This is a genomic window from Microbispora bryophytorum, assembly GCF_043197435.1.
GTDB classification, from domain to species: domain Bacteria; phylum Actinomycetota; class Actinomycetes; order Streptosporangiales; family Streptosporangiaceae; genus Microbispora; species Microbispora bryophytorum.
On the sequence record NZ_JBICTF010000006.1, the window covers coordinates 572,869 to 596,446 of the forward strand.

General features: G+C 72.1%; 27 protein-coding genes. 9 read left to right on the plus strand and 18 right to left on the minus strand.

The annotated features are described in order from the left end of the window. Positions 1-144: 144 nt before the first annotated feature. The 9 genes from ACGFIB_RS23420 to ACGFIB_RS23460 all read right to left on the minus strand — a co-directional run bounded on the left by ACGFIB_RS23420 (position 145) and on the right by ACGFIB_RS23460 (position 8,501). Positions 145-414: an acylphosphatase gene (locus ACGFIB_RS23420; RefSeq protein WP_189105019.1), complete on the minus strand. Its 270-nt coding sequence runs from the start codon at positions 412-414 to the stop codon at positions 145-147. A 149-nt stretch (positions 415-563) separates the two neighbouring features. After that, complete coding sequence (gene mutM, locus ACGFIB_RS23425) at positions 564-1,445, minus strand: bifunctional DNA-formamidopyrimidine glycosylase/DNA-(apurinic or apyrimidinic site) lyase (protein WP_357260767.1); 882 nt, start codon at positions 1,443-1,445, stop codon at positions 564-566. Between the two features lie 16 nt (positions 1,446-1,461). Further along, entirely contained in the window at positions 1,462-2,211 is a 750-nt protein-coding gene (gene rnc, locus ACGFIB_RS23430; RefSeq protein ID WP_142571991.1) for a ribonuclease III, read from the minus strand. A 247-nt stretch (positions 2,212-2,458) separates the two neighbouring features. Further along, positions 2,459-2,638: a 50S ribosomal protein L32 gene (gene rpmF, locus ACGFIB_RS23435; RefSeq protein WP_030506036.1), complete on the minus strand. Its 180-nt coding sequence runs from the start codon at positions 2,636-2,638 to the stop codon at positions 2,459-2,461. Position 2,639: 1 nt separating this feature from the next. Then, positions 2,640-3,194 carry a YceD family protein gene (locus ACGFIB_RS23440; RefSeq protein WP_142571992.1) on the minus strand — a complete coding sequence of 185 codons (555 nt, stop codon included), beginning with the start codon at positions 3,192-3,194 and terminating at the stop codon, positions 2,640-2,642. 70 nt (positions 3,195-3,264) lie between these two features. Continuing rightward, positions 3,265-3,741 (minus strand): pantetheine-phosphate adenylyltransferase, encoded by a 477-nt coding sequence (gene coaD / locus ACGFIB_RS23445; protein WP_142571993.1) that lies wholly within the window; start codon positions 3,739-3,741, stop codon positions 3,265-3,267. A 17-nt stretch (positions 3,742-3,758) separates the two neighbouring features. Then, positions 3,759-4,328, minus strand: a complete 570-nt coding sequence (gene rsmD, locus ACGFIB_RS23450) for a 16S rRNA (guanine(966)-N(2))-methyltransferase RsmD (protein ID WP_142571994.1) — start codon at positions 4,326-4,328, stop codon at positions 3,759-3,761. 399 nt (positions 4,329-4,727) lie between these two features. Then, a complete protein-coding gene (gene recG / locus ACGFIB_RS23455) occupies positions 4,728-6,890 on the minus strand; it encodes an ATP-dependent DNA helicase RecG (protein ID WP_142571995.1) in 2,163 nt (720 codons plus the stop codon). A 36-nt stretch (positions 6,891-6,926) separates the two neighbouring features. Beyond that, complete coding sequence (locus ACGFIB_RS23460) at positions 6,927-8,501, minus strand: DAK2 domain-containing protein (RefSeq protein WP_357246188.1); 1,575 nt, start codon at positions 8,499-8,501, stop codon at positions 6,927-6,929. 206 nt (positions 8,502-8,707) lie between these two features. Here ACGFIB_RS23460 and rpmB point away from each other — a divergent pair, with 206 nt between their 5' ends. Then, positions 8,708-8,893 carry a 50S ribosomal protein L28 gene (rpmB, locus tag ACGFIB_RS23465; protein ID WP_079312702.1) on the plus strand — a complete coding sequence of 62 codons (186 nt, stop codon included), beginning with the start codon at positions 8,708-8,710 and terminating at the stop codon, positions 8,891-8,893. A gap of 81 nt (positions 8,894-8,974) precedes the next feature. Continuing rightward, a complete protein-coding gene (locus ACGFIB_RS23470) occupies positions 8,975-9,352 on the plus strand; it encodes a Rossmann-fold NAD(P)-binding domain-containing protein (RefSeq protein WP_393374895.1) in 378 nt (125 codons plus the stop codon). 4 nt (positions 9,353-9,356) lie between these two features. On the opposite strand, the gene thiD is transcribed toward ACGFIB_RS23470, so the two are convergent. The 3 genes from thiD to ACGFIB_RS23485 form a co-directional block, all read right to left on the minus strand. Continuing rightward, entirely contained in the window at positions 9,357-10,154 is a 798-nt protein-coding gene (gene thiD / locus ACGFIB_RS23475; RefSeq protein ID WP_142571997.1) for a bifunctional hydroxymethylpyrimidine kinase/phosphomethylpyrimidine kinase, read from the minus strand. A 121-nt stretch (positions 10,155-10,275) separates the two neighbouring features. Next, positions 10,276-11,625 (minus strand): hypothetical protein, encoded by a 1,350-nt coding sequence (locus ACGFIB_RS23480; protein ID WP_393374897.1) that lies wholly within the window; start codon positions 11,623-11,625, stop codon positions 10,276-10,278. A gap of 317 nt (positions 11,626-11,942) precedes the next feature. Continuing rightward, positions 11,943-12,911, minus strand: coding sequence for a thiamine-phosphate kinase (locus ACGFIB_RS23485; RefSeq protein ID WP_393374900.1), 969 nt, complete (start codon positions 12,909-12,911; stop codon positions 11,943-11,945). A 47-nt stretch (positions 12,912-12,958) separates the two neighbouring features. On the opposite strand from ACGFIB_RS23485, the gene ACGFIB_RS23490 reads away from it, so the two are divergent. Together ACGFIB_RS23490 and ACGFIB_RS23495 are read left to right on the plus strand one after the other, a co-directional pair. Then, entirely contained in the window at positions 12,959-13,192 is a 234-nt protein-coding gene (locus tag ACGFIB_RS23490; protein ID WP_142572000.1) for an Lrp/AsnC family transcriptional regulator, read from the plus strand. Positions 13,193-13,215: 23 nt separating this feature from the next. Beyond that, positions 13,216-13,671: a DUF3515 domain-containing protein gene (locus tag ACGFIB_RS23495; protein WP_357260753.1), complete on the plus strand. Its 456-nt coding sequence runs from the start codon at positions 13,216-13,218 to the stop codon at positions 13,669-13,671. On the opposite strand, the gene ACGFIB_RS23500 is transcribed toward ACGFIB_RS23495, so the two are convergent. The 3 genes from ACGFIB_RS23500 to ACGFIB_RS23510 all read right to left on the minus strand — a co-directional run bounded on the left by ACGFIB_RS23500 (position 13,672) and on the right by ACGFIB_RS23510 (position 16,733). Further along, a complete protein-coding gene (locus tag ACGFIB_RS23500; RefSeq protein WP_142572002.1) occupies positions 13,672-14,787 on the minus strand; it encodes a D-alanine--D-alanine ligase family protein in 1,116 nt (371 codons plus the stop codon). It abuts the gene before it with no gap. A 75-nt stretch (positions 14,788-14,862) separates the two neighbouring features. Then, complete coding sequence (locus ACGFIB_RS23505) at positions 14,863-15,870, minus strand: NAD(P)H-dependent glycerol-3-phosphate dehydrogenase (RefSeq protein WP_357260750.1); 1,008 nt, start codon at positions 15,868-15,870, stop codon at positions 14,863-14,865. 53 nt (positions 15,871-15,923) lie between these two features. Continuing rightward, positions 15,924-16,733 (minus strand): lysophospholipid acyltransferase family protein, encoded by an 810-nt coding sequence (locus ACGFIB_RS23510; protein WP_393374904.1) that lies wholly within the window; start codon positions 16,731-16,733, stop codon positions 15,924-15,926. A 77-nt stretch (positions 16,734-16,810) separates the two neighbouring features. On the opposite strand from ACGFIB_RS23510, the gene cofC reads away from it, so the two are divergent. Next, on the plus strand, positions 16,811-17,461 hold the full coding sequence (gene cofC, locus ACGFIB_RS23515) for a 2-phospho-L-lactate guanylyltransferase (RefSeq protein ID WP_357246208.1): 651 nt from the start codon (positions 16,811-16,813) through the stop codon (positions 17,459-17,461). A gap of 117 nt (positions 17,462-17,578) precedes the next feature. On the opposite strand, the gene ACGFIB_RS23520 is transcribed toward cofC, so the two are convergent. Further along, positions 17,579-19,042, minus strand: coding sequence for an MFS transporter (locus tag ACGFIB_RS23520; protein WP_393374907.1), 1,464 nt, complete (start codon positions 19,040-19,042; stop codon positions 17,579-17,581). A 201-nt stretch (positions 19,043-19,243) separates the two neighbouring features. Between ACGFIB_RS23520 and ACGFIB_RS23525 the strand changes: the two genes are divergently transcribed. Then, complete coding sequence (locus tag ACGFIB_RS23525) at positions 19,244-20,005, plus strand: TetR/AcrR family transcriptional regulator (RefSeq protein ID WP_393374910.1); 762 nt, start codon at positions 19,244-19,246, stop codon at positions 20,003-20,005. Here the strand turns inward: ACGFIB_RS23525 and ACGFIB_RS23530 are convergent. After that, the gene (locus tag ACGFIB_RS23530) at positions 20,002-21,234 is read right to left on the minus strand and encodes an MFS transporter (RefSeq protein ID WP_393374913.1); all 1,233 of its coding nucleotides are present in this window, start codon (positions 21,232-21,234) and stop codon (positions 20,002-20,004) included. The two genes, ACGFIB_RS23525 and ACGFIB_RS23530, sit on opposite strands and share 4 nt — an antisense overlap. 71 nt (positions 21,235-21,305) lie before the next feature. Between ACGFIB_RS23530 and ACGFIB_RS23535 the strand changes: the two genes are divergently transcribed. Then, the gene (locus ACGFIB_RS23535) at positions 21,306-21,506 is read left to right on the plus strand and encodes a hypothetical protein (RefSeq protein WP_142572008.1); all 201 of its coding nucleotides are present in this window, start codon (positions 21,306-21,308) and stop codon (positions 21,504-21,506) included. 69 nt (positions 21,507-21,575) lie between these two features. Here ACGFIB_RS23535 and ACGFIB_RS23540 read toward each other — a convergent pair whose 3' ends face one another. Next, on the minus strand, positions 21,576-22,367 hold the full coding sequence (locus tag ACGFIB_RS23540) for an SDR family NAD(P)-dependent oxidoreductase (RefSeq protein WP_142572009.1): 792 nt from the start codon (positions 22,365-22,367) through the stop codon (positions 21,576-21,578). Between the two features lie 110 nt (positions 22,368-22,477). On the opposite strand from ACGFIB_RS23540, the gene ACGFIB_RS23545 reads away from it, so the two are divergent. Together ACGFIB_RS23545 and ACGFIB_RS23550 are read left to right on the plus strand one after the other, a co-directional pair. Beyond that, the gene (locus tag ACGFIB_RS23545; RefSeq protein WP_357246224.1) at positions 22,478-23,104 is read left to right on the plus strand and encodes a TetR/AcrR family transcriptional regulator; all 627 of its coding nucleotides are present in this window, start codon (positions 22,478-22,480) and stop codon (positions 23,102-23,104) included. Positions 23,105-23,390: 286 nt separating this feature from the next. After that, positions 23,391-23,573: a hypothetical protein gene (locus tag ACGFIB_RS23550; RefSeq protein ID WP_142572011.1), complete on the plus strand. Its 183-nt coding sequence runs from the start codon at positions 23,391-23,393 to the stop codon at positions 23,571-23,573. The last annotated feature ends 5 nt before the right edge of the window (positions 23,574-23,578 follow it).

A 23,578-nucleotide genomic window follows, 5' to 3' on the forward strand; every position in this document is an offset into this window, starting at 1 on the left:
TTCATGCCGCGGGAGGGGTGCGCGTGGTTCCTCTCAAGAGTCGCACCGGCAATGGAGACGGTCAAGTCGAACGCTCCGCACAGGCGTGCCGGTGGGCACTCTCGCTAGGTAAATATACCGGATTTAAGGGGTTTGAGGGAAGCCCTACCTCTCGACAAACCCGGCGATACTTCTCTTCGCATCGCTCCAGCGCTCGACCACCCCCTCAACGCGGCCGGGCGTGTCTCCGGTGCGTAACAACGACAGGAGCCGCTCGCACGACTCCCTCGGGCCCTCGGCGACGACCTCGACCCTCCCGTCGGCCAGGTTCGAGGCCCACCCGACGAGCCCGAGCTCCAGTGCGCGGGCACGGGTCCACCAGCGGAACCCCACACCCTGCACCCGTCCCCGGACCCATGCCGTCAACCGAACCACGCCTACAAGTATCCAGATCGACTCCGGCCACCGCAGCGGGGGGTGCCTGATGCCGCTCCGGGCGACGGCGACGGGACGACACGACGGATCGACACGACGACGGGACGACACGACGACGGGGCGGGGATCGGCGGGAAGGCGTTGAGAAGCTAGGGCCGGGCGTCGCTCGGGCGGGGCTGGCACTTCGGGCAGCTGTAGGAGGACCTGTTCATGAACGCCTCCCGCCGGACGGGCGTCCCGCAGCGGCGGCAGGGCTCGTCCCGCCTGCCGTACACCGCGAGCGAGCGGTCGAAGTAGCCGCTCTCGCCGTTGACGTTCACGTAGAGGCTGTCGAAGGACGTGCCGCCCTGTCCCAGCGCCTCCGTCATCACCGCGCGGACCGCCGCCAGCAGTTCGGTGATCTTCGGCCGGGTCAGCGTCTCCGTCGGGCGCGCCCAGTGCAGGCGCGCGCGCCACAACGCCTCGTCCGCGTAGATGTTGCCCACCCCGCTGATCAGCGACTGGTCGAGCAGCGCCCGCTTGATCCCCGTACGGCGCAGCCGCAGCCGCACGGCGAACTCCGCGTCGTCGAAGGCGTCCTCCAGCGGGTCGGCGGCGATGTGCGCGATCGGCTCGGGCACCGCCCGCCCCCGCCCCGCGACCATGGGCGCCACCAGGAGGTGCCCGAAGGTGCGCTGGTCGACGAAGCGTAACTCCGGGCCGCCGTCGGTGAAGCCCACGCGCACGCGCAGGTGCTTCTCGATGGGCGACAGCGGGTCCACGACGAGAAGCTGGCCGCTCATGCCGAGGTGGGCGATCAGCGCCTCACCGGGCTCCTCCTCGCCGCGGCCGCCGTCCCGCAGGGGCAGCCACAGGTATTTGCCGCGCCGCTCGGCCGACGCCGGCGTGCGGCCCTTGATCTGGTCGGGCAGCTCGCCGACGTTGCGGCGGACCGCCCGGGGGTGCAGGACCTCGGCCGCGGCCACTGTCCGGCCGGCGACCCAGCTCTGCAGGCCCCTGCGGACGACCTCGACCTCGGGCAGTTCGGGCATGTGCCGCCTTCCGGGCTCAGGCGCGTACGGGGCCGGCGCCCTCGCGGGCGTCGCGCAGCGCGCGGATCGCGGTCCAGGCCGCCTCGGCCGCCTGCTGCTCGGCCTCCTTCTTGCTGCGCCCGGAGCCCTTGCCGTACTCCTTGCCGCCCACGCGCACGACCGCGGAGAACGACTTGGCGTGGTCGGGCCCGCTCTCGTCCACGTGATACTCCGGCACGCCGAGCATCTCGGCGGCGGTGAGCTCCTGCAGGGACGTCTTCCAGTCGAGCCCGGCGCCCAGCGACGCCGACCGCGTGATGAGCGGGTCGAACAACAGGTGAACGACGCGGAACGCCTCGTCCAGGCCCTTGTCGACATACACCGTGCCGATCAGGGCCTCCAGCGTGTCGGCCAGGATGGACGACTTGTCCCGTCCGCCCGTGCCCTCCTCGCCGCGGCCCAGCCGCAGGTATTTGCCGAGGTCGAGCGTCCTGGCGACGTCCGCGAGCGCGCGCATGTTGACCACGGCGGCGCGCAGCTTGGCGAGCTGGCCCTCCGGCAGGTCCGGGTGGTTGCGGAACAGCGTGTCCGTCACCACGAGACCCAGCACCGAGTCGCCCAGGAACTCCAGGCGCTCGTTCGTCGGCAGACCACCGTTCTCGTACGCGTACGAGCGGTGCGTCAGCGCCCGTTCGAGGATGCCGGTGCTGAGCCGGACATCCAGACTCTGGAACAGCTCGTCTCTCGCGACCTCGACGGGCACGGGCTTTACAGACGGCGCGGCCATGAAAATCCTCCCAACTCCTAGGTGCAGGCAGGGCCGTGCACGGGAGGCAGGTGGACCGGCCGAGGGCCCGAAGGCGTGGTGGACGCCGGTCCGCCGGGAGCCGATGGCTCCGGCGTCCACCACGGCCGCGGGCGCGCATGTCCGTGCGTACCGTCCAACCGCCATCGCACGTTCCCTTGAAGCACGGTAACGCCGACCGGCTCGTTCTGACGATCCGGCCGGCGTACCGACGTTCCCTTACGCGCGATCAGGCCGACGGCTCGACGACCTGACGGCGGTTGTAGGTGCCGCAGGTCGGGCACGCAACGTGCGGGCGCTTGGGCGAGCGGCACTGCGGGCAGCTCACGAGTGCGACCGCCGCCGCCTTCCACTGGGACCTGCGGGCGCGGGTGTTGCTCCGCGACATCTTCCGCTTGGGGACGGCCACGTCAACCCTCCTGATCGTCTTCCTGTTCCACAACCAAACCCTGCAGCGCCGCCCAGCGGGCGTCGATCGCTTCGTGCCGATGGTCAGGGCCGGCCTCCGCCAGCCTGATCCCGCACTCCGCACACAGACCGGGGCAGTCATCACCGCACACCGGGCTCAGCGGCAGTGCGAGCACCACCGCGTCACGGAATACCGGCTCGAGATCGAGCAGTTCGCCGTCGAGGAGCAGATCGTCCTCTCCGGCGTCCTCCGCCGAGTAGAAGTAGAGCTCCTGGAAGCCGACCTCGATCTCCGAGGTCAACGGGTCCAGGCAGCGCGAGCACTCCCCCGTCAGGGGAGTGCGCGCCGTGCCCGTGACGAGCACGCCCTCCATCACCGCCTCGAGCCGGATGTCCAGCTCGACGTCGGCGTCCTTGGGAACGCCGATCATTCCGACCGCGAGGTCCGCCGGTGCCGGGAGGACCGGGCTGAGCGTGCGCATCGATCCCGGTCGACGTCCCAGGTCGTGGGTGGAGATCACCCATGGGGCTCGGGGATCGAGGGTGTGCAGACTCATCCTGCTCTCGTTAGGCATGGCGAATCACCGCCGTCGTGCAAGGCTGAAAGGCAAGAATACCAGCCCTCGTTCAGCCCCTGAGCCGCTCCACCAGCAACTGGTGGACGAGGTCGGGGACCAGCCCCGACACGTCCCCGCCGTACCGTGCGATCTCCTTGAGCCTGCTGGACGACAGGAAGGAGTACTCGGGGTTGGTGGACATGAACAGTGTCTCCACGCCCGACATCCGGTAGTTGAGCTGGGCCATCTGCAGCTCGTAGTCGAAGTCGCTGACCGCGCGCAGGCCCTTCACGATGGACGGGATGCCCTGCTGCCGGCAGAAGTCGACCAGCAGACCGTGGAACTTCTCCACGCGGACGTTGCCGTACTCCTTCGTGACCGCCTGGAGCATCTCGATGCGCTCGTCGACGGTGAAGAGGCTGCGCTTCTCGACGTTGATGAGCACGGCCACGACGACCTCGTCATACAGCCGTGACGTCCGGCCGATGATGTCCAGATGTCCGTTGGTCACGGGATCGAACGACCCCGGGCAGACGACACGACGCAAGGCGCACCCCCATAGATTCACGGGTTCCCGGCTGCGTGACCGTACCAAACGGCGGCTTCACCGTATCGACGGACCCTGTCTTCCGTGAAGCCCGCGGGCCACACCAGGTCCTTACCCCTCGACTCCCGCTCGACGGCCACGAGCGCGCCCTCCGCGAGCCAGCCGTTGTCGCGCAGCGCCTCCAGCAGCCGGGAGACCGCCTCGTCGGAGACGGCGTAGGGCGGATCGGCGAAGACGAAGTCGTACGGCTCCTCGCACGGCCGGCCCACCACCCGCTCGGCCTTCTCGGCCCGCAGGGACGCCCCCGGCAGCCCGAGCGACGTGATGTTCTCCCTGATCGTGCGTGCGGCCCTGGCGTCCGACTCGACCAGCAGCGCGTGGGCGGCCCCCCTGCTCAGCGCCTCGAGTCCGACGGCGCCCGACCCGGCGTACAGGTCGAGGACCCGGATCCCGTCCAGCGGGCCGAGCGCGGAGCCGACGGTGGCGAACAGGCCCTCCCGGGTGCGGTCGCTCGTCGGCCTGGTCGATCTCCCCGGCGGGACAGCCAGCCGTCGTCCCCCCGCCGTCCCTGCGATCACCCGCGTCACGTCTTCATTGTCCCGCCCGCGACGGCCCGCCCGCGACGGCCCGCCCGGGACGGCCCTCCCGGGACGGCCCTCCCGGGACGGCGGGCGAAGGATCCCGGAGGGGCACGAGGTCAAGAGTGGGCAAGCGGCGGCGACGAATGAGTAAGAGCCGTATCGCGGGGTCCGTCACATGCGCATCATGAGTTCTGCGGCCTTCACGGTGACCCAGGGGAGGCCGGCCGGCGTGGTCGTGAGCCCTTCCGCACGTCGGCGCCCTCGGCACCTGACCCGAGGGTGGGCCCAGCCAGGGGCGGCATTCGGGGGGAGGCCGTCCCAAGGCTGGGCCCTGGGTCGTCAACGGGCGTCGTGTTCACACGGCGCCCGTTTCAATTTCCGCCCGCACACCGGCGGCACCGGCGGTCACGCCTTCTCGAGGAACTCGGCGCGTTCACCGGCGACCATGGTGTCGATCTCGGCACGCAGGGCCGGGTGGGCCGACAACTCGGAGTCGGCGGACAGCAGGGCGGTGGCCTCGGCCCGGGCGCTTTCGATCACGTCCTCGTCGCGCAGAAGCTGCAGCAGCTTGAGCGAGGACCTGCGCCCCGACTGGGCGGCGCCGAGCACATCGCCCTCCCTGCGCTGCTCCAGGTCCACGCGGGACAGCTCGAACCCGTCGAGCGTCGTGGCCACCGCGTCGAGCCTGCGGCGCGCCTGGGCGCCCTCCGGAGCCTCGCTCACGAGCAGGCACAGCCCGGGCAGGCCGCCCCGGCCCACCCTCCCGCGCAACTGGTGGAGCTGGGAGACGCCGAAGCGGTCGGCGTCCATGATGACCATCACCGACGAGTTGGGGACGTCGACGCCGACCTCGATGACCGTGGTCGCGACCAGAACGTCGATCTCGCCCCGGGCGAAGGCCCGCATCGCCGCGTCCTTGTCCTCCGGCGCGAGCTTGCCGTGCAGCACCTGAATCCGCAGGCCGGCCAGCGGCCCCTCCCCGAGCATGCGCGCGACGTCGAGCACCGCCAGGGGCGGCCTGCGCTCGTCGTCGTCCTTCGCCAGGTCGCCCTCGTCGCCCTCCTGATCGCCGATGCGCGGGCACACCACGTACGCCTGGCGGCCCAGGCCGACCTCCTCACGGACCCGCTGCCAGGCCCGGTCGAGGAAGTGGGGCTTGTCCGCGGCGGGCACCACGTGCGTGGTGATCGGGGCCCGGCCCGAGGGGAGCTGGGACAGCGTGGAGACCTCCAGGTCGCCGAACACGGTCATGGCCACCGTGCGCGGGATCGGCGTCGCCGTCATGACCAGCACGTGGGGGCGCCCGCCGCCGCCCTTCTCGCGGAGGGCGTCGCGCTGCTCGACGCCGAACCTGTGCTGCTCGTCCACCACGACCAGCCCGAGGTCGGCGAACTGGACGTGCTCCTGGAGCACGGCGTGGGTGCCGATCACGATGCCGGCCGCGCCGCCGGCCGCGTCGAGCAGCGCGGCGCGCCGCGCCGCGGCCCCCATCGAGCCGGTGAGCAGCGCGACCGCGGTGCCGCCGAACATCCCGCCGGTCGCCAGATCCCCCAGCATGTTCACGATCGACCGGTGGTGCTGCTGGGCGAGGACCTCGGTGGGGGCGAGCAGCACGGCCTGGCCGCCGGAGTCCACCACCTGGAGCATCGCGCGCAGCGCGACCACGGTCTTGCCCGCGCCGACCTCTCCCTGCAGGAGCCGGTGCATGGGGTGCTCCCGGGCCAGGTCGGCGGCGATCTCCTCGCCGACCTGCCGCTGCCCCTCGGTGAGCTGGAACGGCAGCCGCTTGTCGAACTCGCGCAGCAGCCCGTCGTCGCACCCCGGGCGGGCCCTGGCGAGCCAGGCGGACGCGGCCATGCGCCGCCGCACCAGGACGGCCTGCAGGACGAACGCCTCGTCGAACTTCAGCCGGTCGTGCGACCGGGCGACGTCCGCCTGGCTTCGGGGCCGGTGGACGCGCCGCAGCGCCTCCTCGATCGGCAGCAGCCCCAGCCGCTCCCGTATCTCGGCGGGCACCGGATCGTCCAGGCTGAGCACGTCGAGCACCGTGCGCACGGCCCGCCGGATCTTCCAGCTCGGCAGCCCCTGGGCGGAGGGGTAGATCGGCACCAGCGCGGAGGCGAACTCCTCGGCCGTCTCCTCGGTCTCGTCGAACGACTCGTACTCGGGATGGGTGAGCGAGACGCGCCTGGTCCTCCCGCCGACGAACACGCCGACCTTGCCGGAGAACATCGCCTCGGTGCCCGGGGTGAGCCGCTGCTCGGCGACGTAGGCGCCCTTGCCGAAGAAGGCCAGGTGCAGCTTCTCCTTGCCGTCGGTCACCTCGATGTCGAGCCAGGTGCCCTGCCGGTTCTTCATCGGCCTGCGCACCGCGGACGACACCTTGGCGACCACGGTGACGTGCTCGTCATGCTCCAGGGACGCGATGGGCGTCAGCTCCCCCCGCTGCGCGTACCGCCGCGGATAGTGGCGCAGCAGTTCACCGACCGTACTGATGCCCAGCGCGCTCTCCAGCGGGGCGGCCGACCTGCCGACCGCCTTCTTGAGCGGCTCGTCGAAGCTCGTCACGACACCAATTCCTACCCGTACAGGCCGACAATCCGGCTACTCGACGCCGATCAGAAGGGGATAACCGCCCTGCCCGCCCTCGTACACGACGATCTCCAGGTCCGGGCGGACGCGCTCCAGGTGATCGCGTACCGCCCGCAGGAGCGCCTCGGGCGCGCCGGCTCCGGTGACGATCGTGACCATCTCGCTGCCGCCGGAGACCAGGCGCCGGACGACCTCCACCGCGGTGGCGGCCAGGTCCGCGCCGATCAGCGCGACCTCGCCGTCCACCACCCCGAGCACGTCACCGGGGCGGCAGATCCCGGCGCTGGTCATCGCCTCGCGATCGGCCACCCACACGTGCCCGTGGCGGGTGTGCCCGGCGGCGTCGGTCATGGCCACGATGTCGTCGTCGAAGCGGCGCAGCGGGTCGTGCACGGCCAGCGCGGCCAGGCCCTGCACCGACGCCCGGGTGGGCAGGACGCTGACCGTCACACCCTCCTCCCTGGCGATCTCCGCGGCGGCCACGGCGACGTCGTGCACCGCCGCGTCGTTGGGGAGTACCGCGACCTCGGTCCCGGCCTCGCGTACGGCCCGCAGGAGGGCGGCCGCCGCCGGCGCCGAGCCCGGCTCGCGCCGCACGACCACCGCTCCCGCCTCCCGGAACAGCGCCGCCAGGCCGTCTCCCGCGGCGACCGCGACGACGCCCCTCGCCGGGCCCGGCTCGTGCGGCCGTCCCCCGAGGTAGGTCACCCTGATCCGATGCGGGCGCCCGGCCCGCAGCCCGGCCTCGATCGCCGCGCCCGCGTCGTCCACGTGGACGTGGACGTTCCACAGGCCCTCCCCGCCGACGATCACCAGGCTGTCCCCCAGCGCGTCGAGCTCGCCTCTCAGCCGGTCCACCTCGTGCGCGCCCGCGTCCAGCAGGTACATGACCTCGTAGCCGGGGCCGCCCGCGTCCCGCCGCCCGAGCTCCTCCGGCGCGATCCGCCGGGCCGGGGCGGGCACCTCGTGCCGCTCGCTGTACGCCTCGGTCACCACCTCGGCCAGGCTCTCCAGCACGATCACCAGCCCGGCCGCCCCCGCGTCCACCACGCCGTTGCGGGACAGCACGCCGAGCTGACCCGTCGTGCGGCGCAGGGCCCGCCGCGCCTCGTCCGCCGCCCGGCAGGCCACCTCGGTCAGGTCGTCGGGCGCGTCGCGCACCGCGTGCGCAGCGGCCGACAGCACGCTCAGCACCGTGCCCTCCACCGGCCGCGCCACCGCCGCCCTGGCCATCTGGGCCGCCCTCGTCAGGCCGTCGCGCAGGTCGGCGCCGCCTCCCCGCGCGCGCCCGAGCACCTCGCCCAGGCCCCTGACGGCCTGGCTCACGATCACCCCGGAGTTGCCCCGCGCGCCGAGCAGGGCCCCGCGCGTCAGGGCCTCCCACGTCGCGCCCGCGTCCGCGTCGCCGGGCAGCGCGTCCACCGCCTCGGCGGCCGAAAGGATCGTGAGGTGCAGGTTCGTTCCGGTGTCCCCGTCGGGCACGGGGAACACGTTGAGCGCGTCGATCTCCGCCCTGGCCCGGCCGAGGGCCGCCGCGCAGTGACGTGACCAGCGGCGCACCGCGGGGGGATCGAGCACCTTGAGCATCGGCCGGCCTTCCTTCCGCGCGCTTCAGCCCCTCGATGCGCTACCGTTGGCGGGTACGAGACTATCCCCGTCCGCCGGAGTCCCGTTTGGCGTGCACCGGCGAACATCGGATATCCTCGTGTGGCCAGCCGGTTGTCCCGGCATTGCTCGGACGAGCCGCTTCATCCGGCGCCGGGCCGATCGACTGATTCAAAGGAGCGATTACCGTGGCTTCCGTCTGCGACGTCTGCGCCAAGAAGCCGATTTTCGGCAACAACATCTCCCACTCGCACCGCCGCACCCGCCGCCGCTGGAACCCCAACATCCAGACCGTGCGCGCGGTGGTCAACGGGACGCCGAAGCGGATGAACGTCTGCACCTCCTGCATCAAGGCGGGCAAGGTCTCGCGCTGACCGTCTGACTTTCACGAGAGCCCGCCACCGGATCGGTGGCGGGCTTTCGTGCTCCCGTGACCGGCGACGGCGACGGCGAGGATGCGTACCGGAATCGCCCCCACAGCGGTGGTGCACCAGGCAGACATCGCGGCCGCGGCGGCACGCGTGCTGACCGGCGACGGGCACGTGGGCGCCACGCACGTGCTGACCGGACCACAGGTGGTGAGCAGGGCCGAACAGGTCCGCTTGATCGGCGAGGCGATCGGCCGTCCGTTGCGCTTCGAGAAGGTCCCCGTGGAGGCGGCTCGGGAGCGGATGCTCGCGGACGGAAGGCCGCCCGCCCTGGTCGAGGCACTGCTGGCGAGCACGCGGCGACCCCGCTCCGACCTGATCACCTCGACGGTGGAAGAGATCGTCGGAAGGCCCCCGCGAACATTCAGGGAATGGGCCGCCGACCACGCGGCCGACTTCCGCTGACCACTCAGGCGTCCGCCCGCATCCGCCAGCCGTGGTCCACCGGGCCGATGCCCGCGCCCAGGGGGAAGCCGTGCGCGATCGCGCCCGTGACGTACTCCTTGGCCCGCCGTACGGCGCCGGGCACGTCCTCGCCGAGAGCTAGGTACGACGCGATCGCCGAGGCGAGCGTGCAGCCGGTGCCGTGGGTGTGCCGGTTGTCGTGCCGCTCGGCGGTGAAGCGGTGCGCGCTCGCCCCGTCGGTGAGCAGGTCGACCGGCTCCCCGGGGAGGTGACCGCCCTTGATCAGCGCCCATTTCGGACCGAGGGCCAGCACGGCCTCGGCGGCGCGGGGCAGGTCGTCCTCGTCCTCGACCTTGACGCCCGTCAGCTGCTCGACCTCCCACAGGTTGGGAGTGACCACGGTCGCGGCCGGCAGCAGCACGCTCTTGACGGTCTCCACGGCCTGCGGCGCGAGCAGGCTGTCGCCGTGCTTGGACACGCCGACCGGGTCGACCACGACGGGCACGGTCACGCCCGCGAGCACCTCCGCGACGGTCTCCACCAGCACGGACGACGCCAGCATCCCCGTCTTGATCGCCTGAGCTCCGATGTCGCCGAGGACCGAGTCGAGCTGTGCCCGCACCGCCTCCGGGGGCAGTTCCCAGTAGCCCTGCACGCCCAGTGAGTTCTGCGCCGTCACGGCCGCGATGACGCTCATGCCGTGCACGCCGAGGGCCAGCATGGTCTTCAGGTCGGCCTGGATGCCGGCGCCGCCGCCGGAGTCCGAGCCCGCGATGGTCAGGACACGTGGTGGGGTGGTCATGCGCCCATCCAACCAAAACGCCCGCCGCTCCCCAGAGAACACCCCTTCCCCGGCCGCGCGGACCCGGTGGGGGCGGTGTCCCGGACCCGCTGGGGTCGTTGTCAGGACCCAGGGGGCGCTGTCAGTCGCCCCGCCCGGAGGAGCCGGAGCCGGTCACCTCGCATCGCCCCTCGGAAAGCACACAGCCGGCCGGTGCGGCCGACGCGCCGTCGGCGTGGACGATCAGCGTCAGCGTGCCGCCCGCGGCCAGCGCGGCCCGCGAGCTCAGGGTCAGGGTGTCGCCCTGCTGCCGCCAGTCCGCCCCCTCCACCGCGGTCACCTGCCCGCCGGCGGCCAGCCGGATGGTCCATGAGCGCAGGGCCGGACCCTCGTTGCGTACGGCGATCCGGGCCGTGTATCCGCTCTCGTCACGGGCCGACACCGTGAACCGCACCCGCACCGCCGGACCGCCGCCGGCGAGTGCGGATCCCGCCCGCGCCGTGTTCGTACGGTTCGTGTGGTCGGCGCCGGTCGTGTGGTTCGTACCGGCTGCGTGCTCGCTGTCGCGGCCGTCCTCGCCGCCTCGGGTGTTGTCAGTGTCGTCCAGCGTGGTCTCACCGGGAGCCGCGCCGCCGTCGGACGCGGTGCCCGTGTCGTCCGTGTCGTCCGTGTCGTCTGTGTCTTCCGGGGCGGCCGTGACGGCGGCGGGAGCATCGCCCACCCGCGGAACCGCGTGGGCCGACGCCCCCGGGTCGGCGGTGGACCGGTCGGCGGTGGACCGGTCGGCGGTGGACCGGTCGGCGGTGGACGGGGCGCGCGTAGAGGCAGGCGTGGCCTGGGGAGCCGCCGGTCCGCCCTGCGCCGCCTCGTTCTTCCCCGTGTCGCTGTTCTTCCCTGTGTCGTTCCGGCCCGTTTCACCCTGATCGGCACCGGTTGAGCCGGGGGCGTCCTGGCCGTTCCGGGCCGCGTCTCCGGTCGGGTCGCCGGTGGGATCGCCCGGGGCGGGCGTCTCGCCGAGGGCCTGGCCTGAGCCGGACGCTGCGTACGGCCCGTCCGCGTCGGCGCAGTTCTCCGAGACCGGGCAGGCCGTCGTCGGCTGCTCCATGGACAGGAAGGTCCGCCCGGCGACCAGCCGGGCGCCGCCGGCCGTGACGCCCACGGCCAGCAGCACCGACAGTCCCGACACGAGCGCCAACCGCCGCATCCGTCTCGGCTGCTTCGCGTGGCCGTCCCGGTCCTGCCCGGGAAGGCCCCGGTTTCCGGCGCCCCCGGACCCCACCAGACGCTCGGCCGGCGCCCGCCGCTCCGGCGATGCCGGGCTCTCGTGCCCCAGGCTCCCGGGCTTGAGGCTCTCGGACTCCAGCCTCTCGGATTCCAAGCTCTCGGGCGAAAGTGCGGCGAACATCCGGGTCGTCGCCTCCGACGGCGGCACGGGCCACAGCACGGCGCCGGCGGTCCGCGGACCACCACCGGGCGCCCGACCACCAGTCACGGGACCACTACCAGTCGCCACACCACCAGCGGTCATCTGCGAAGGCGGCGCCGGCCAGGGCGCGGCCCCGCCGCCCGGCCGCGGCCCGGGGTGGCCGGGCCCGGGAAGGGGCTGCGGGGAGTCGTCCGGCGTCGCCGGAGGGCGGAAGGCCAGGTGCTCCGGGCTCCCGCCCCTCTGCGTGGGGTCGTCCTGAGCCGGGGAGGGCTGTCCCTCTCGTGCCCTGCGTCCTGTCGTGTGACGGCCCATGACGGTCCTTCCTGTTGCCCGACCGCCATACTTAATAACAGATCTAATACGCCTATGTCACAAAATTCACATCATGCCCGGAAGTGATCCCAGCCCCCTCGGGTCCGGGCCTGCCCGTCGACCCGCACTCCGCGCCCCTCCGCGACCACCCCTATGCGCGTCCACTCGGGCGGCAGTCGCACCTCAGGAGGGAACGTCGCGGCCAGGGCGTGATCGTCCCCGCCGGTCAGCACCCACTCCAGGGGATCCGCGCCAAGGTCGCGCGCCGCCGCGGACAGCGCCTGCGGCACACGCAGAGCGGCGGCGTCCAGTTCGACGGCCACGCCGCTCGCGTCGGCGACGTGACCGAGGTCCTGCAGCAGGCCGTCGCTGACGTCGAGCATCGCCGTCGCGCCGAGCAGCGCGGCCCGCGGGCCGCAGGGGTACGGCGGCCGGGGACGGCGGTGCGCCTCCAGCAGGGTCACGAGGTCCGGGGAACCGCCGGTCACGTCCGCCCCGAGCAGGGCCAGGCCGGCCGCCGCGTAGCCGAGGCGGCCCGCCACCGCCACCACGTCGCCCGGACGCGCGCCCGACCGGGTCACCGGGGACCGGCCGCCGAGATCGCCCAGCGCGGTCACACCGAGCACGACGGTCTCCGAACGGGCGATGTCACCCCCCGCCACGGTCGCCCCCACCAGGTCGCACTCGTCGCGGAAGCCGTCGGTCAGGGCATCCACCCAGTCGGCGCCGACGTCAGCGGGCAGCCCCAGGCCGACCACGAGGGCGGTGGGATCGGCCCCCATGGCAACGATGTCGGAAAGATTCTGCGCCGCGGCCTTACGGCCGATGTCGTAGCCACTCGACCAGTCGCGGCGGAAATGCCGCCCCTCGATCAGCAGGTCCGTGCTCACGACAACCCGCCCGTCGGGGGCCTTCAGGATCGCGGCGTCGTCGCCGGGACCCAGCAGTACGGCCGCAGTACGCGGAAGACGTCCCGATATCCGCTGAATTACTCCGAATTCACCGAGATCTCCAACTGTGATAGCACACCCCCAGGGCATTCGAGGTACGGTTACGCTCCGGCACTGATCTCTACCCGGAGGACGTCATGGTGCAGGCCTACATCCTTATCCAGACCGAGGTCGGCAGGGCCGCCAACGTTGCCGAGGAGATCTCCTCCATCCCCGGGGTGACACAGGCCGAGGACGTCACCGGCCCCTACGACGTGATCGTCCGCGCGCAGGCCGGCAACGTGGACGAGCTCGGCAAGCTCGTGGTGGCCCAGATCCAGGCGGTGAACGGCATCACCCGCACACTCACGTGCCCGATCGTCCACATCTGAGCGGAACACGAGCCGGGGAGACGATGCGAGAGGCGAAGGGATCCATGCGCGCCGCGCCGGCAGTCACGGCGCTGGCGGCGCTCGCCCTGCTCACCGGCTGCTCGTCCACCGTCCACGTGGAGCCGCCCACCCCCACCGGCGAGGCGGCGGCGGCCTGCCTCAAGCTCGACGCGGCGCTGCCGAAGACGCTCGACGGGCTCGGCCGGGCCGGCTCCGAGCCTCCCTCGCCGTACGTCGCCGTCTGGGGTGACGGCCAGATCGCCCTGCGCTGCGGCGTGCCCCGGCCGGCCGCGATGGAGGCGACGGCGGAGGTCGCCGACATCAACGGCGTCGGCTGGTTCCAGGACCCACGCCGCCCGACGCTGTTCACGTCCACCAACCGCGTCGCGTACGTCGAGGTGACGATCGGGCAGGAGCACCAGGCCGGGGCCGTGCTGGTCGACCTGGCCGAGCCGATCAAATCGAGCATCCCGGAGTAGCTACCGCAGGCCCGCACGCCGGCGCAGCGCGAGCTGGATCAGATGGTCGACCAGGCCGGCGTACGGCAGGCCGGTCGCCGCCCACAGCTGCGGCGCGACCGACAGCGATGTGAAGCCCGGCATGGTGTTGATCTCATTGACGATCAGCTCGCCCGAGGGCGTGTAGAAGAAGTCGACCCGCGACAGGCCCTCGCAGCCGAGCGCCTCGAACGCGCGCACGGCCATGGACCGCAGCGTCTCCGCCACCTCGGCCGGAATGTCGGCCGGCGCCTGGAGCGCCATCTGGTCGGGGTAGTACTTGGCCTCAAAGTCGAAGAACTCTCGCTCGCCCCGCACGAGCACCTCGCCGGGGACGCTCGCCTCGGGCGCGGCGTCGCCGAGCGACTCCAGCACCGCGCACTCGATCTCCCTGCCGACGATGGCGGCCTCGACCAGCACCTTCGGGTCGTGCTCGCGGGCGACCTCGATCGCCGCCTCCAGCGACTCGGGGTCGTGCGCCTTGGAGATGCCCTGCGACGACCCGGCCCTGGACGGCTTGACGAACACCGGCCAGCCCAGTTCCTCGATCTCCTTGAGCACGCGGTCGCGGTCGAGCCGCCAGTCACGGTCGCGTACGACCACGAACGGGCCGACCGGCAGCCCGGCGGCGCGCAGCACGAGCTTCATGTACGCCTTGTCCATGCCGACGGCGCTGGCCAGCACACCGGAGCCGACGTAGCGGACACCGGCCATCTCCAGCAGGCCCTGGATCGTCCCGTCCTCGCCGAACGGCCCGTGCAGCATGGGGAACACGACGTCCACCCGGCCGAGCGCACGCGGGATGTCACCGGATTCGAGGGCCACGAGGGCGCCGGAGTCGCCCGGAAGCGCGAGCGCCACGCCGGAGTCGTCCACGACGGGCAGACGGCCCGACTCGATCGCGTAGGACTGGTCGCCCGACGCCAGCACCCACCGCCCGTCCTGGGCGATGCCGATGGGGATGACCTCGTACTTCGTCCGGTCGACGGCCTCCAGCACACTGCCGGCGCCCATCAGGGAGACGGCGTGCTCAGAATTGCGTCCGCCGAAGACGACTGCCACGCGTACGCGTGACGGGGACTCGCGATCCTCATTCATGATGCCCGAATCTACCGTGTTCGAGGTGCAAAACGGCTTGTCAGCCGCGCGCGTCGTGGAGGTCCGAATCGCAGATCAGACGCCGTAGCGCTCCGGTTTGGGGGTGCGCGACATCAGCAGAACAGCGGCCTCACCGGGGGTCATGCCGTCGTGGACGACGCCGACGACCACCTCGGTGATGGGCATCTCCACGTCGTGCTTCCTGGCCAGTTCGAGCACAGACTCGCACGACTTCACCCCCTCGGCCGTCTGCTTCGTGGCGGCGACGACCTCGGCCATCGTCATGCCGCGGCCCAGGTTCTCGCCGAAGGTGCGGTTGCGCGACAGCGGCGAGGTGCAGGTGGCGACGAGGTCGCCCATCCCGGCGAGGCCGGCGAAGGTGTGCTGGTCCGCCCCGAGCACCGCGCCCAGCCGGGCGATCTCGGCCAGCCCCCGCGTCATGAGCGTCGCCCGCACGTTGTCGCCCAGGCCCATGCCGGCCGCGACGCCGACGGCCAGCGCGATGACGTTCTTGACCGCGCCGCCGAGCTCGACGCCCACCACGTCCGGATTCGTGTAGGTCCGGAACCACGGCAGGTGACACGCCTCCTGGAGCCGGGCCGCCACCTCCTCGTCGGAGCAGGCGATGACGGCCGCGGCGGGCTGCCGCTGGGCCAGCTCGGGGACCAGGTTGGGCCCGGAGATCACGGCCACCCGGCGCTCCGGCACCTCGGCCACCTCACAGACGACCTCGCTCATCCGCCTGCAGGTGCCGAGCTCGACGCCCTTCATCAGGCTGACCAGCACGGCCTCCGGCGGGATGTGGGGCTTCCACACCTGGAGGTTGGCGCGCAGCGTCTGCGACGGCACCGCGAGGACCACGAAGTCGGCGCCCTCCATGGCCTCGGCGGGGTCCGTCGTGGCGCGGATCGTGTCGGGCAGCCGTGTCCCCGGCAGATACTCGGGGTTCTCCCGGGTCTCGTTGATCGCGTCGACGACCTCCGCCCGCCTGCCCCACAGAGTCGTGGACGTGCCGGCCTCGGCGAGGATCATCGCGAACGTGGTGCCCCACGAGCCCGTTCCGAAAACAGCCGCCCTGCTCACTGGCCGCACCACTCCTCTTGCTCCGCGCACTCCTCCCTAACCGTACGCTCCGCTCAGCCGTTGCCCGCGTTCTTGGGGTCATAAGGGGTCTCCGGCGCTTTTTCGTCCCGAATCTCGGCGAGCAGTCCGGTGACGGCGGCCGTGATGTCCGCGGTCGCGTTGCGCAGGACCGAGCCGCGCATGGGCTGCCCGGCGTACTTGGACAGGTCGACCGGCGGCCCGGCCAGCACGTGGAAGGTCTTGCGGGGCAGCAGCCGGGGCTTCTTCGCCCCGTACGGCAGCAGCTCCTGGGCGCCCCAGTGGGCGATGGGGATGACCGGCACGCCGGTCGCGAGGGCCAGCCGGGCGACGCCGGTCTTGCCTGCCATCGGCCACAGCTCGGGATCGCGGCTGATCGTGCCCTCGGGATAGAACAGGATGCAGGCGCCCTTCCGCAGCCGCTCCTCCGCGGTCTTGAGCGACTTGGTGGCCTCGGTGCTGTTGCGCTCGACGGGAATCGCCTGGAGCTGGGTGACGGCGTGGCCCAGCAGGGGGATCCGGAAGATCCCCGCCTTGGCCAGGATCGTCGGCCAGCGCCCGTTGTTGTACAGGTAGTGCGCGAGCAGCACGGGGTCGGACCACGACAGGTGGTTGGCCGCGATGATCAGCCCGCCGCTGCGGGGGATGTGCTTCCCACCGCGCCACCTCCGCTTCACGAACAGCCGTGAGATCGGCTTGACGACGACGACCGCGAGCCCCTCCCAGAAGCGCGGCGGACGGCCGGCACGCCGGTTCACCGTGGCGGGGGCGGGCGCCGCGGGTGTCGCCGGGTGCGCGCCCGGGGAGGCGGTCGGGTCGGACGATGGTCCGCTGGGGTGGCTCACAGGGTCTCCAAATCACCGGGATCCGGCACAAGTCTCCCGGTTGGCCAAGGGCGATGTCGAGGCGGGATGCTACAGGCATGCACCTCGTGCGATGGTCAATAGTGGTCCCGGTGAAGACCCTGATCCGGGCCAAGACGCGACTCGCGGCGGCGGCCGGACCGCACCGGGCCGATCTGGCGGTCGCGGTGGCCTCCGACACCGTGGCGGCGGCGCTGCGGTGCCCGCTGGTGGCCCGCGTGGTGGTCGTGACGGCCGACCCGCTGCCCGCTCGGCGGCTGGCCGCGCTCGGGGCCCACGTGGTGGCCGATCCCGACCGGGGGCTGAACACCGCTCTGCGGACCGGGGCGCAGGAGGCCGTACGGCTCGCGCCCGGCGACGCCGTCGGCGCCCTGCAGGCCGACCTGCCCGCCCTGCGGCCGGCGGAGCTGGAGACGGTGCTCGCGGCGGCGCCGGAGTTCGACCAGGCGTTCGTCCCCGACGCCACCGAGGTGGGAACGACCTTCTACGGTGTGCGGCCGGGCGTGCCCTTCCGGCCGGGGTTCGGCGGCGAGTCGCGGGTCAGGCACCTGTCCCGGGGGGCCAAGGAACTGACCCCGCCGGGGATCGCGTCCGTGCGCAGGGACGTGGACACCGTGGAGGACCTGCGCGAGGCCCTGGTCCTAGGCGTCGGCCCCGCGACCGCCGAGGTCGCCGCCCTGATCCTGGGAGGAACGGCCCCCCGGCCGTAGTGGGCGGTCACGACCGCCCCGACGATCGGGGCGGGCGGACGTGGGCGAAGGCGGCCGGACACGCGGAAGGCGACCACGCCGAGCCCCCGCTCCGGCGTGGTCACCAGTGCGGTCCCGTCAGTGGGCCGCTTCCGCGTTCTCGCGGGCCTGCTTGGGCAGGAGGAAGGCCACCGCGAAGGTGAGCAGGAGCATTCCGGCGACCACCCAGAGCGTGATCTTCATGGCCTGGTCGAAGCTCCCGGCGGTGGGCACGTCGCCGAGCAGGTCGAAGAAGACCGTGCCGAGCAGGGCCACGCCGAACGCGTTGCCCAGCTGCTGCACCGCCGTCAGCGTGCCGGACGCCGAGCCCGTCTCGTGCTCCTCCACGCCGGCGAGCACGATGTCGAAGAAGGGCGACATCAGCAGGCCCATGCCGACTCCGCTGACGACCAGCGCCGGGGTGAGCTGCCAGGGGCTGACGTGCATGCCGGCGAGGTTCAGCGTGAGCAGGACGCCGAGCACGCCCAGCGTCATGACCAGGGTGCCGCCCTGGAGCAGCTTGCGCCCGAACTTCTGCAGCCCCTGCGCGAGCCCGAATCCGAGGATCATGCCGCCCGACCAGGGAACCATCGCGAGCCCCGCCTTGAGCGCCGAATAGCCGAGGCCCAGCTGGCAGTAGAGGTTGAAGGCCAGCATGAACCCGGCCATGCCGGAGAAGAACACCATGCCGGTGAACAAGCCGCCGGTGAACGCGCGCTTGCGGAACAGGCTCGGCACGATCAGCGGGTCGCCGCCCGCGCGGCTGCGGCGGGCCTGGAACCAGCCGAAGACGGCGAAGACGACGACCGAGGCGGCGAGCATGACGAACGCCCACGCGGGCCAGTCGTGCTCGCGGCCCTGCACCAGCGGGTAGATCACCAGGAAGGCGCCCACGGACGCGAGCGCGACCCCGGCCAGGTCGAGCCGCGGCGGCCGCGGCGACCTCGACTCGGGCAGGAAGCGCAGCCCGGCGACGAGCGCGGCCACGCCGAGCGGCAGGTTGATGAAGAAGATCATCCGCCAGCTCGTGCCCCAGAAGTCGGCCGTCACGAGCCAGCCCGCGAGGATCGGACCGCCGACGGCCGACAGACCCATGACCGGCCCGAACATGCCGAACGCCCTGCCCATCTCCGCGGGCGGGAACATCTCCTTGATCATGCCGAGGCCCTGGGGCAGCATGACCGAGCCGAACAGGCCCTGGATCACCCGGGCGCCTATCAGCATCTCGGGCGACTGGGCGACGGCACACAGCAGGGAACCCACGGTGAACCCGGCGGCCCCGATCAGGAACATGCGCCTGCGGCCGAAGATGTCCCCGAGCCGGCCGCCGGTGATCAGTCCCACGGCCATCGAGAGCGTGTAGGCGGCGCCCAGCCACTGGATGACGGCCTCGGAGCCGCCGAGGTCGGCACGCATCTCGGGCGCCGCGATGTTGGTGACCATCGCGTCGAGAAGGTCCATGACCTCCCCGGCGAGGATCACAAAGAGAGCGGCCCAGCGCCAGCGGTACGGCGCCTCGGTCGCCGGTGCCGACGACACCGCCGCCGTGATGGATTCGGACATCGCCCCTCCTTCTGATTACTGAACAGTGTTCATAATAAGGTGAGCGCTGTTCTATCACCGATCGGTGTTCAGCGCAAAGTTCGACGTTCAACAAGATATATCTCGTTTGCCGGACACACAAGATATATCTCGTTCCTAGAGCGGTGTTCCTGAACACGGAGCGGTGTTCACTAACATGGGCGGAACAGCGGGAGGCCCTTCATGACACAGCCGGACATGCCCACACCGCCGTGGGAGCGTCCGCCCAGGCGACGTACGCCGACCAGGGTGCCGCTCACCCGCGAGCGGATCGTCGACGCCGCCTACACGGTCCTCGACCGCGAGGGGTACGACCGGCTGAGCATGCGGCAGGTGGCCGCCGAACTCGGCGTCGCCGTGTCGGCGCTGTACGTGCACGTACGCGACAAGGACGAGCTGCTGCAGCTCATGTACAACCGCACGTTCGAGGGCTACGAGGTTCCGGACCCCGACCCCGAGCGCTGGCAGGAGCAGGTCATGGACTTCGCCCGTCAGGCGCGTGAGCGGCTGCTGAGCCATCGCGACATGGCGAAGATCACGATGATTCACGTTCCGTTCACACCCGAGCTGCTCCCCTACGTCGAGCGGCTGCTGGCCGTCTTCGCCGCCGCCGGACTGCCGCGGGAGGTCCTGGCCATGTCCGGCGACATGCTGTCCACGTACATCAACGGGTTCGCGCTGGAGGAGAGCCTCTGGCAGCAGCGCTACCGCGAGACCCACGGCTCGTGGCACAAGCTGCGCGACGAGGTCAACGGCTACTTCGCCTCGCTGCCGCCCGACCGGTTCCCGAACCTGGTGAAACTCGCCGACATCATGATGGACGAGTCGAACGACTACCGTTTCGACCTCGGTGTGGAGATCATCCTTCGCGGCCTCGCCTCCTACATCGGCGAGCCGGACCCGCATGAGGAGAGCACGGAGGGCAAGGCGGCCGAGGAGGCCTAGGAGACCCGGCGGATCCGCGGTGCGAGCAGGACCGGCAGGTGGGCGAGCGTGTAGACCCCGCAGGCGGCCCAGAACGCGACGCGCACCCCCGCGAGCTGCCCCAGCGTGCCCGCCAGCAGGCCGCCGAGCGGCATCGGGCCCCACATCAGGAACCGCATGGTGGCGCTCAGCCGCCCGAGCAGGTGCGGCGGGCAGATCGACTGCCGGTAGGCCCCCTGCGCCACGCTGAAGACGGTGGTCGCCACCCCACTGGCCGCCAGGGCCACCGGAAGGATCAGCAGGCGGGGGCCCGCCGCCGTCAGCGCGAGCGGGGCGGTGCAGACCGTGGCCGCCCAGGCCGCGGCGTACATGGCCCGGCCCGTTCCCAGGCGGGCCGCGATCCGTGGGGCGAGCCAGGCGCCGGCCACCCCGCCCACCGCGCCGGCCGACAGCAGCGTCCCGTACGTGCCGGGGCTGGTGCCGACCTCGCGGACGAGGTAGAGCGGCACCGCAGCCGACCACAGGCCGAACGACAGCATCATCAGCGCCCCCACGGCGGCGACCCGGCGCAGGACCGGCTGCCCGGCGACGAACGAGAGCCCTTCGGCGATCTCCGGCCACAGCCGGCCCCCGCCCCGGACGCCCCTTCCGCCGGGCTTCTCGTCCGCGCGTACGCCGAGGAGCAGCAGCGCGGACCCCGCGTAGCTGAGGGCGTCGGCGACCACCGCGACCGGGGCGGTGAGCGCCTGCACCAGCCAGCCGCCGATCCCCGGGCCGGCGAGCTGGGCGAGCGACTGGTTCGCCGCGAGCGTGCCGTGCCCGCGGGCGAGGTCCTCCCTGCCGACGATGGACGGAAGGTAGCTCTGGTGGGCGACGTCGAAGAAGACCGTGCACAGCCCGTTCACCAGGGCCACGGCGTACATCTGGGGCAGGCCGAGCACGCCGGGCACGGCCGCGGCCGGGATCGACAGCAGCGCCAGCATGCGGACCGCGTCGGCGGCGACCAGCACGGGACGGCGCCGCATGCGGTCCACCCAGGCTCCGGCGGGCAGGCCGACCAGCAGGAACGCCACCATCTCGGCGGCGGTGAGCAGCCCCACCTGGAAGGGGCTCCCGTGGAGGGTGAGCGCCGCCGTGAGCGGCAGGGCGACCAGGGAGACCTCGCTGCCGAGCTTGCTGATCGCGTCCGCACCGGCGTATCGCCGGAAGTCGCGGACGCGCCACAGGCTCCTCGGTGCCGCCTCGGTCATGGCGGGCCATGCTGGCAGCCGGAAGATCCACTGGTCAAAGGATTATCCGCCCGCGGCGGTAGGCTGGCGGCGTGCAGGCGACGGTGCAGAGCTTCGACCCCGCGACCCGCTCGGGCTGGGTCTTCCTCGACGACGGCACCCGGATCCCGTTCGACGGTGAGGCGTTCGGCGCCGGGCCGCTGCGGCACCTGCGCCCCGGCCAGCGGGTCGCCCTCGTCATGGCGGACGGCCACGTCACCTACGTGACGCTCTCCACGTTCCCGACGCCCTGAATCTCCGACACGCTGAAGCTCCGACGCCCTGGGTTTCCGACACTTTCAGTTTGCCGGCGCCGCGGCGCGTCAGACCGTCTTGTTCGCTCCTCCGTCGATCATCAGGTTCGCGCCGTTGACGCTCGCCGCGTGCGGTGAGGCCAGGTAGGTCACGAGGGCCGCCACCTCCGCCGGTTCGATCAGCCGTCCCGTGGTCATGCCCGCCCTGGCCGGCAGCCCGGCCAGCAACTGCTCGAGCGGCACTCCCAGCGCCGCCGCCAACTCGGCGCCGTAGCCGCCGGGCGCCTCCCACATCGCGGTGCGGACCGCGCCGGGTGAGACCGTGTTCACCCGCACCCCCTGTGGCCCGAACTCCTCCGCCAGGGCCTTGCCGAACGCGTTGAGGGCCGCCTTCGCCGTGGTGTACGGCATCGGACCCACGTGCGGCGTCCGGGCGCCGTTCGAGGAGATGTTCACGATCACGCCGCGGCGGCGCAGGACGCCGGGCAGCGCGGCGCGGGTCGTGCGGACGGCGGCGAAGAAGTTGAGCCCGAACCACGAGAGCCACTCGTCGTCCGCGAAGCCGAGGAATCCCCGGACGCCGTTCGCACCGGGGTCCCCGCCACCCACGTTGTTGACCAGCAGGTCGAGGTCCTCCCCCAGCTCGGCGACCGCGCGCTCGACCAGGTGCGCCGGGCCCTCGGGCGTCGAGAGGTCCACCGGCACGGCGATCGCGCCGGTCTCCTTCAGCTCCGCGGTGACGTTCCGCGCCGCCGCCACCACGCGGACGCCCTCCGCGGCGAGCGCCGCGACGGTCGCCAGCCCGATGCCACGGCTGGCGCCCGTGACCAGCGCCGTACGTCCCGTGAGTCCCATGTCCATGCCGGATCCCTCCGTGCCATTCGCAACTTCGATGATGCGAAGAACCTATAACTCGCTACAGCCATGTTGCAAGTATCGGGTCAACGGAATCCCCCCGGTAGCATGTAGGGGTGCCGACAGCCCAGCAGTCCTCGCAGCTCGGGAAGCGTCCGCTCCGGGCCGATTCCGAGCGGACGGTGCGGACGATCCTTGAGGCGGCCGAGCGCGTGTTCGCCGCCAATCCGGCGGCGACCATGGAGCAGGTCGCCCAGGCGGCCGGGGTCGCCCGCACGACCGTCCACCGCCGTTTCGCCACCCGCGAGGCCCTGCTGGAGGAGCTCACCGGCTGGGCCGCCCGCCAGTTCGCCGAGGCCGTCGCGTCCGCCCACGCGGACAGCACCCCGCCCCTCGTCGCGCTCTACCAGGTCACCGCCAACGTCCTGCGGGTGAAGACGGACTGGTGGTTCGCCATGAGCCGTACGGGCGACCGCGCCCACCCCGAGGCCGCCCGCGTGCACGCGGAGGTCCGCGACGACTGCGAACGGCTGCTCCGCCGGGCCCGCGAGGCGGGCGTGCTGCGTCCCGACGCCGATCTCGGCTGGACCCGCCGCGTCTACTACGCCCTCATCCACGAGGCCGCCGCTGAGGCCGCCGCGGAGGGCGTGGCCGAGGGCGGGGACGCCGAGGCCCTCGCGACCCGGGTCGTGGACGCCCTGCTGCGTGGTTTCGGCTCCCCCACCGCGCCGGTCATCGCGTGACCGGTCGCCCGCAGGGCGCTCTCCTCGTTTCCGGCCTCCTGACCTGGGCGGGTTTGACCCGAGCATGAGGCCGGGGTTCTACTGGAGAGGCTCTGACGTGTCGCCGCACGACTATGAGGAGGTGGTCGGGATGACTTCCGGCAGTAGTCCACAACCATCTCGCCCCGTCACCTCCCCCGGCGCGACGCGAAGCTCCGGCGTCGTCGAGGCGGTCGCCGCCCGCTGTCACGCCAGGTGACGGGTCCTCATCCGTGCCGGTCGCCCGGCACGAGACAGGAGGTCCGTCATGACGATCACGATTGTTGTTCCGTTCACGCTGCCGCAGCTCCTGCGCCGGACGGCCCGCGTCCTGTTTCCCGTCCTGATGCCTGTCGCCCTCGCACTGGTGGGTTCCGCCGAGGCCGGCATCGGCCTGCAGGTGGGGCTGGAAATCGGGCTGCTGATCCTCCGGCACCTGCTGGGGATCTGAGGGTC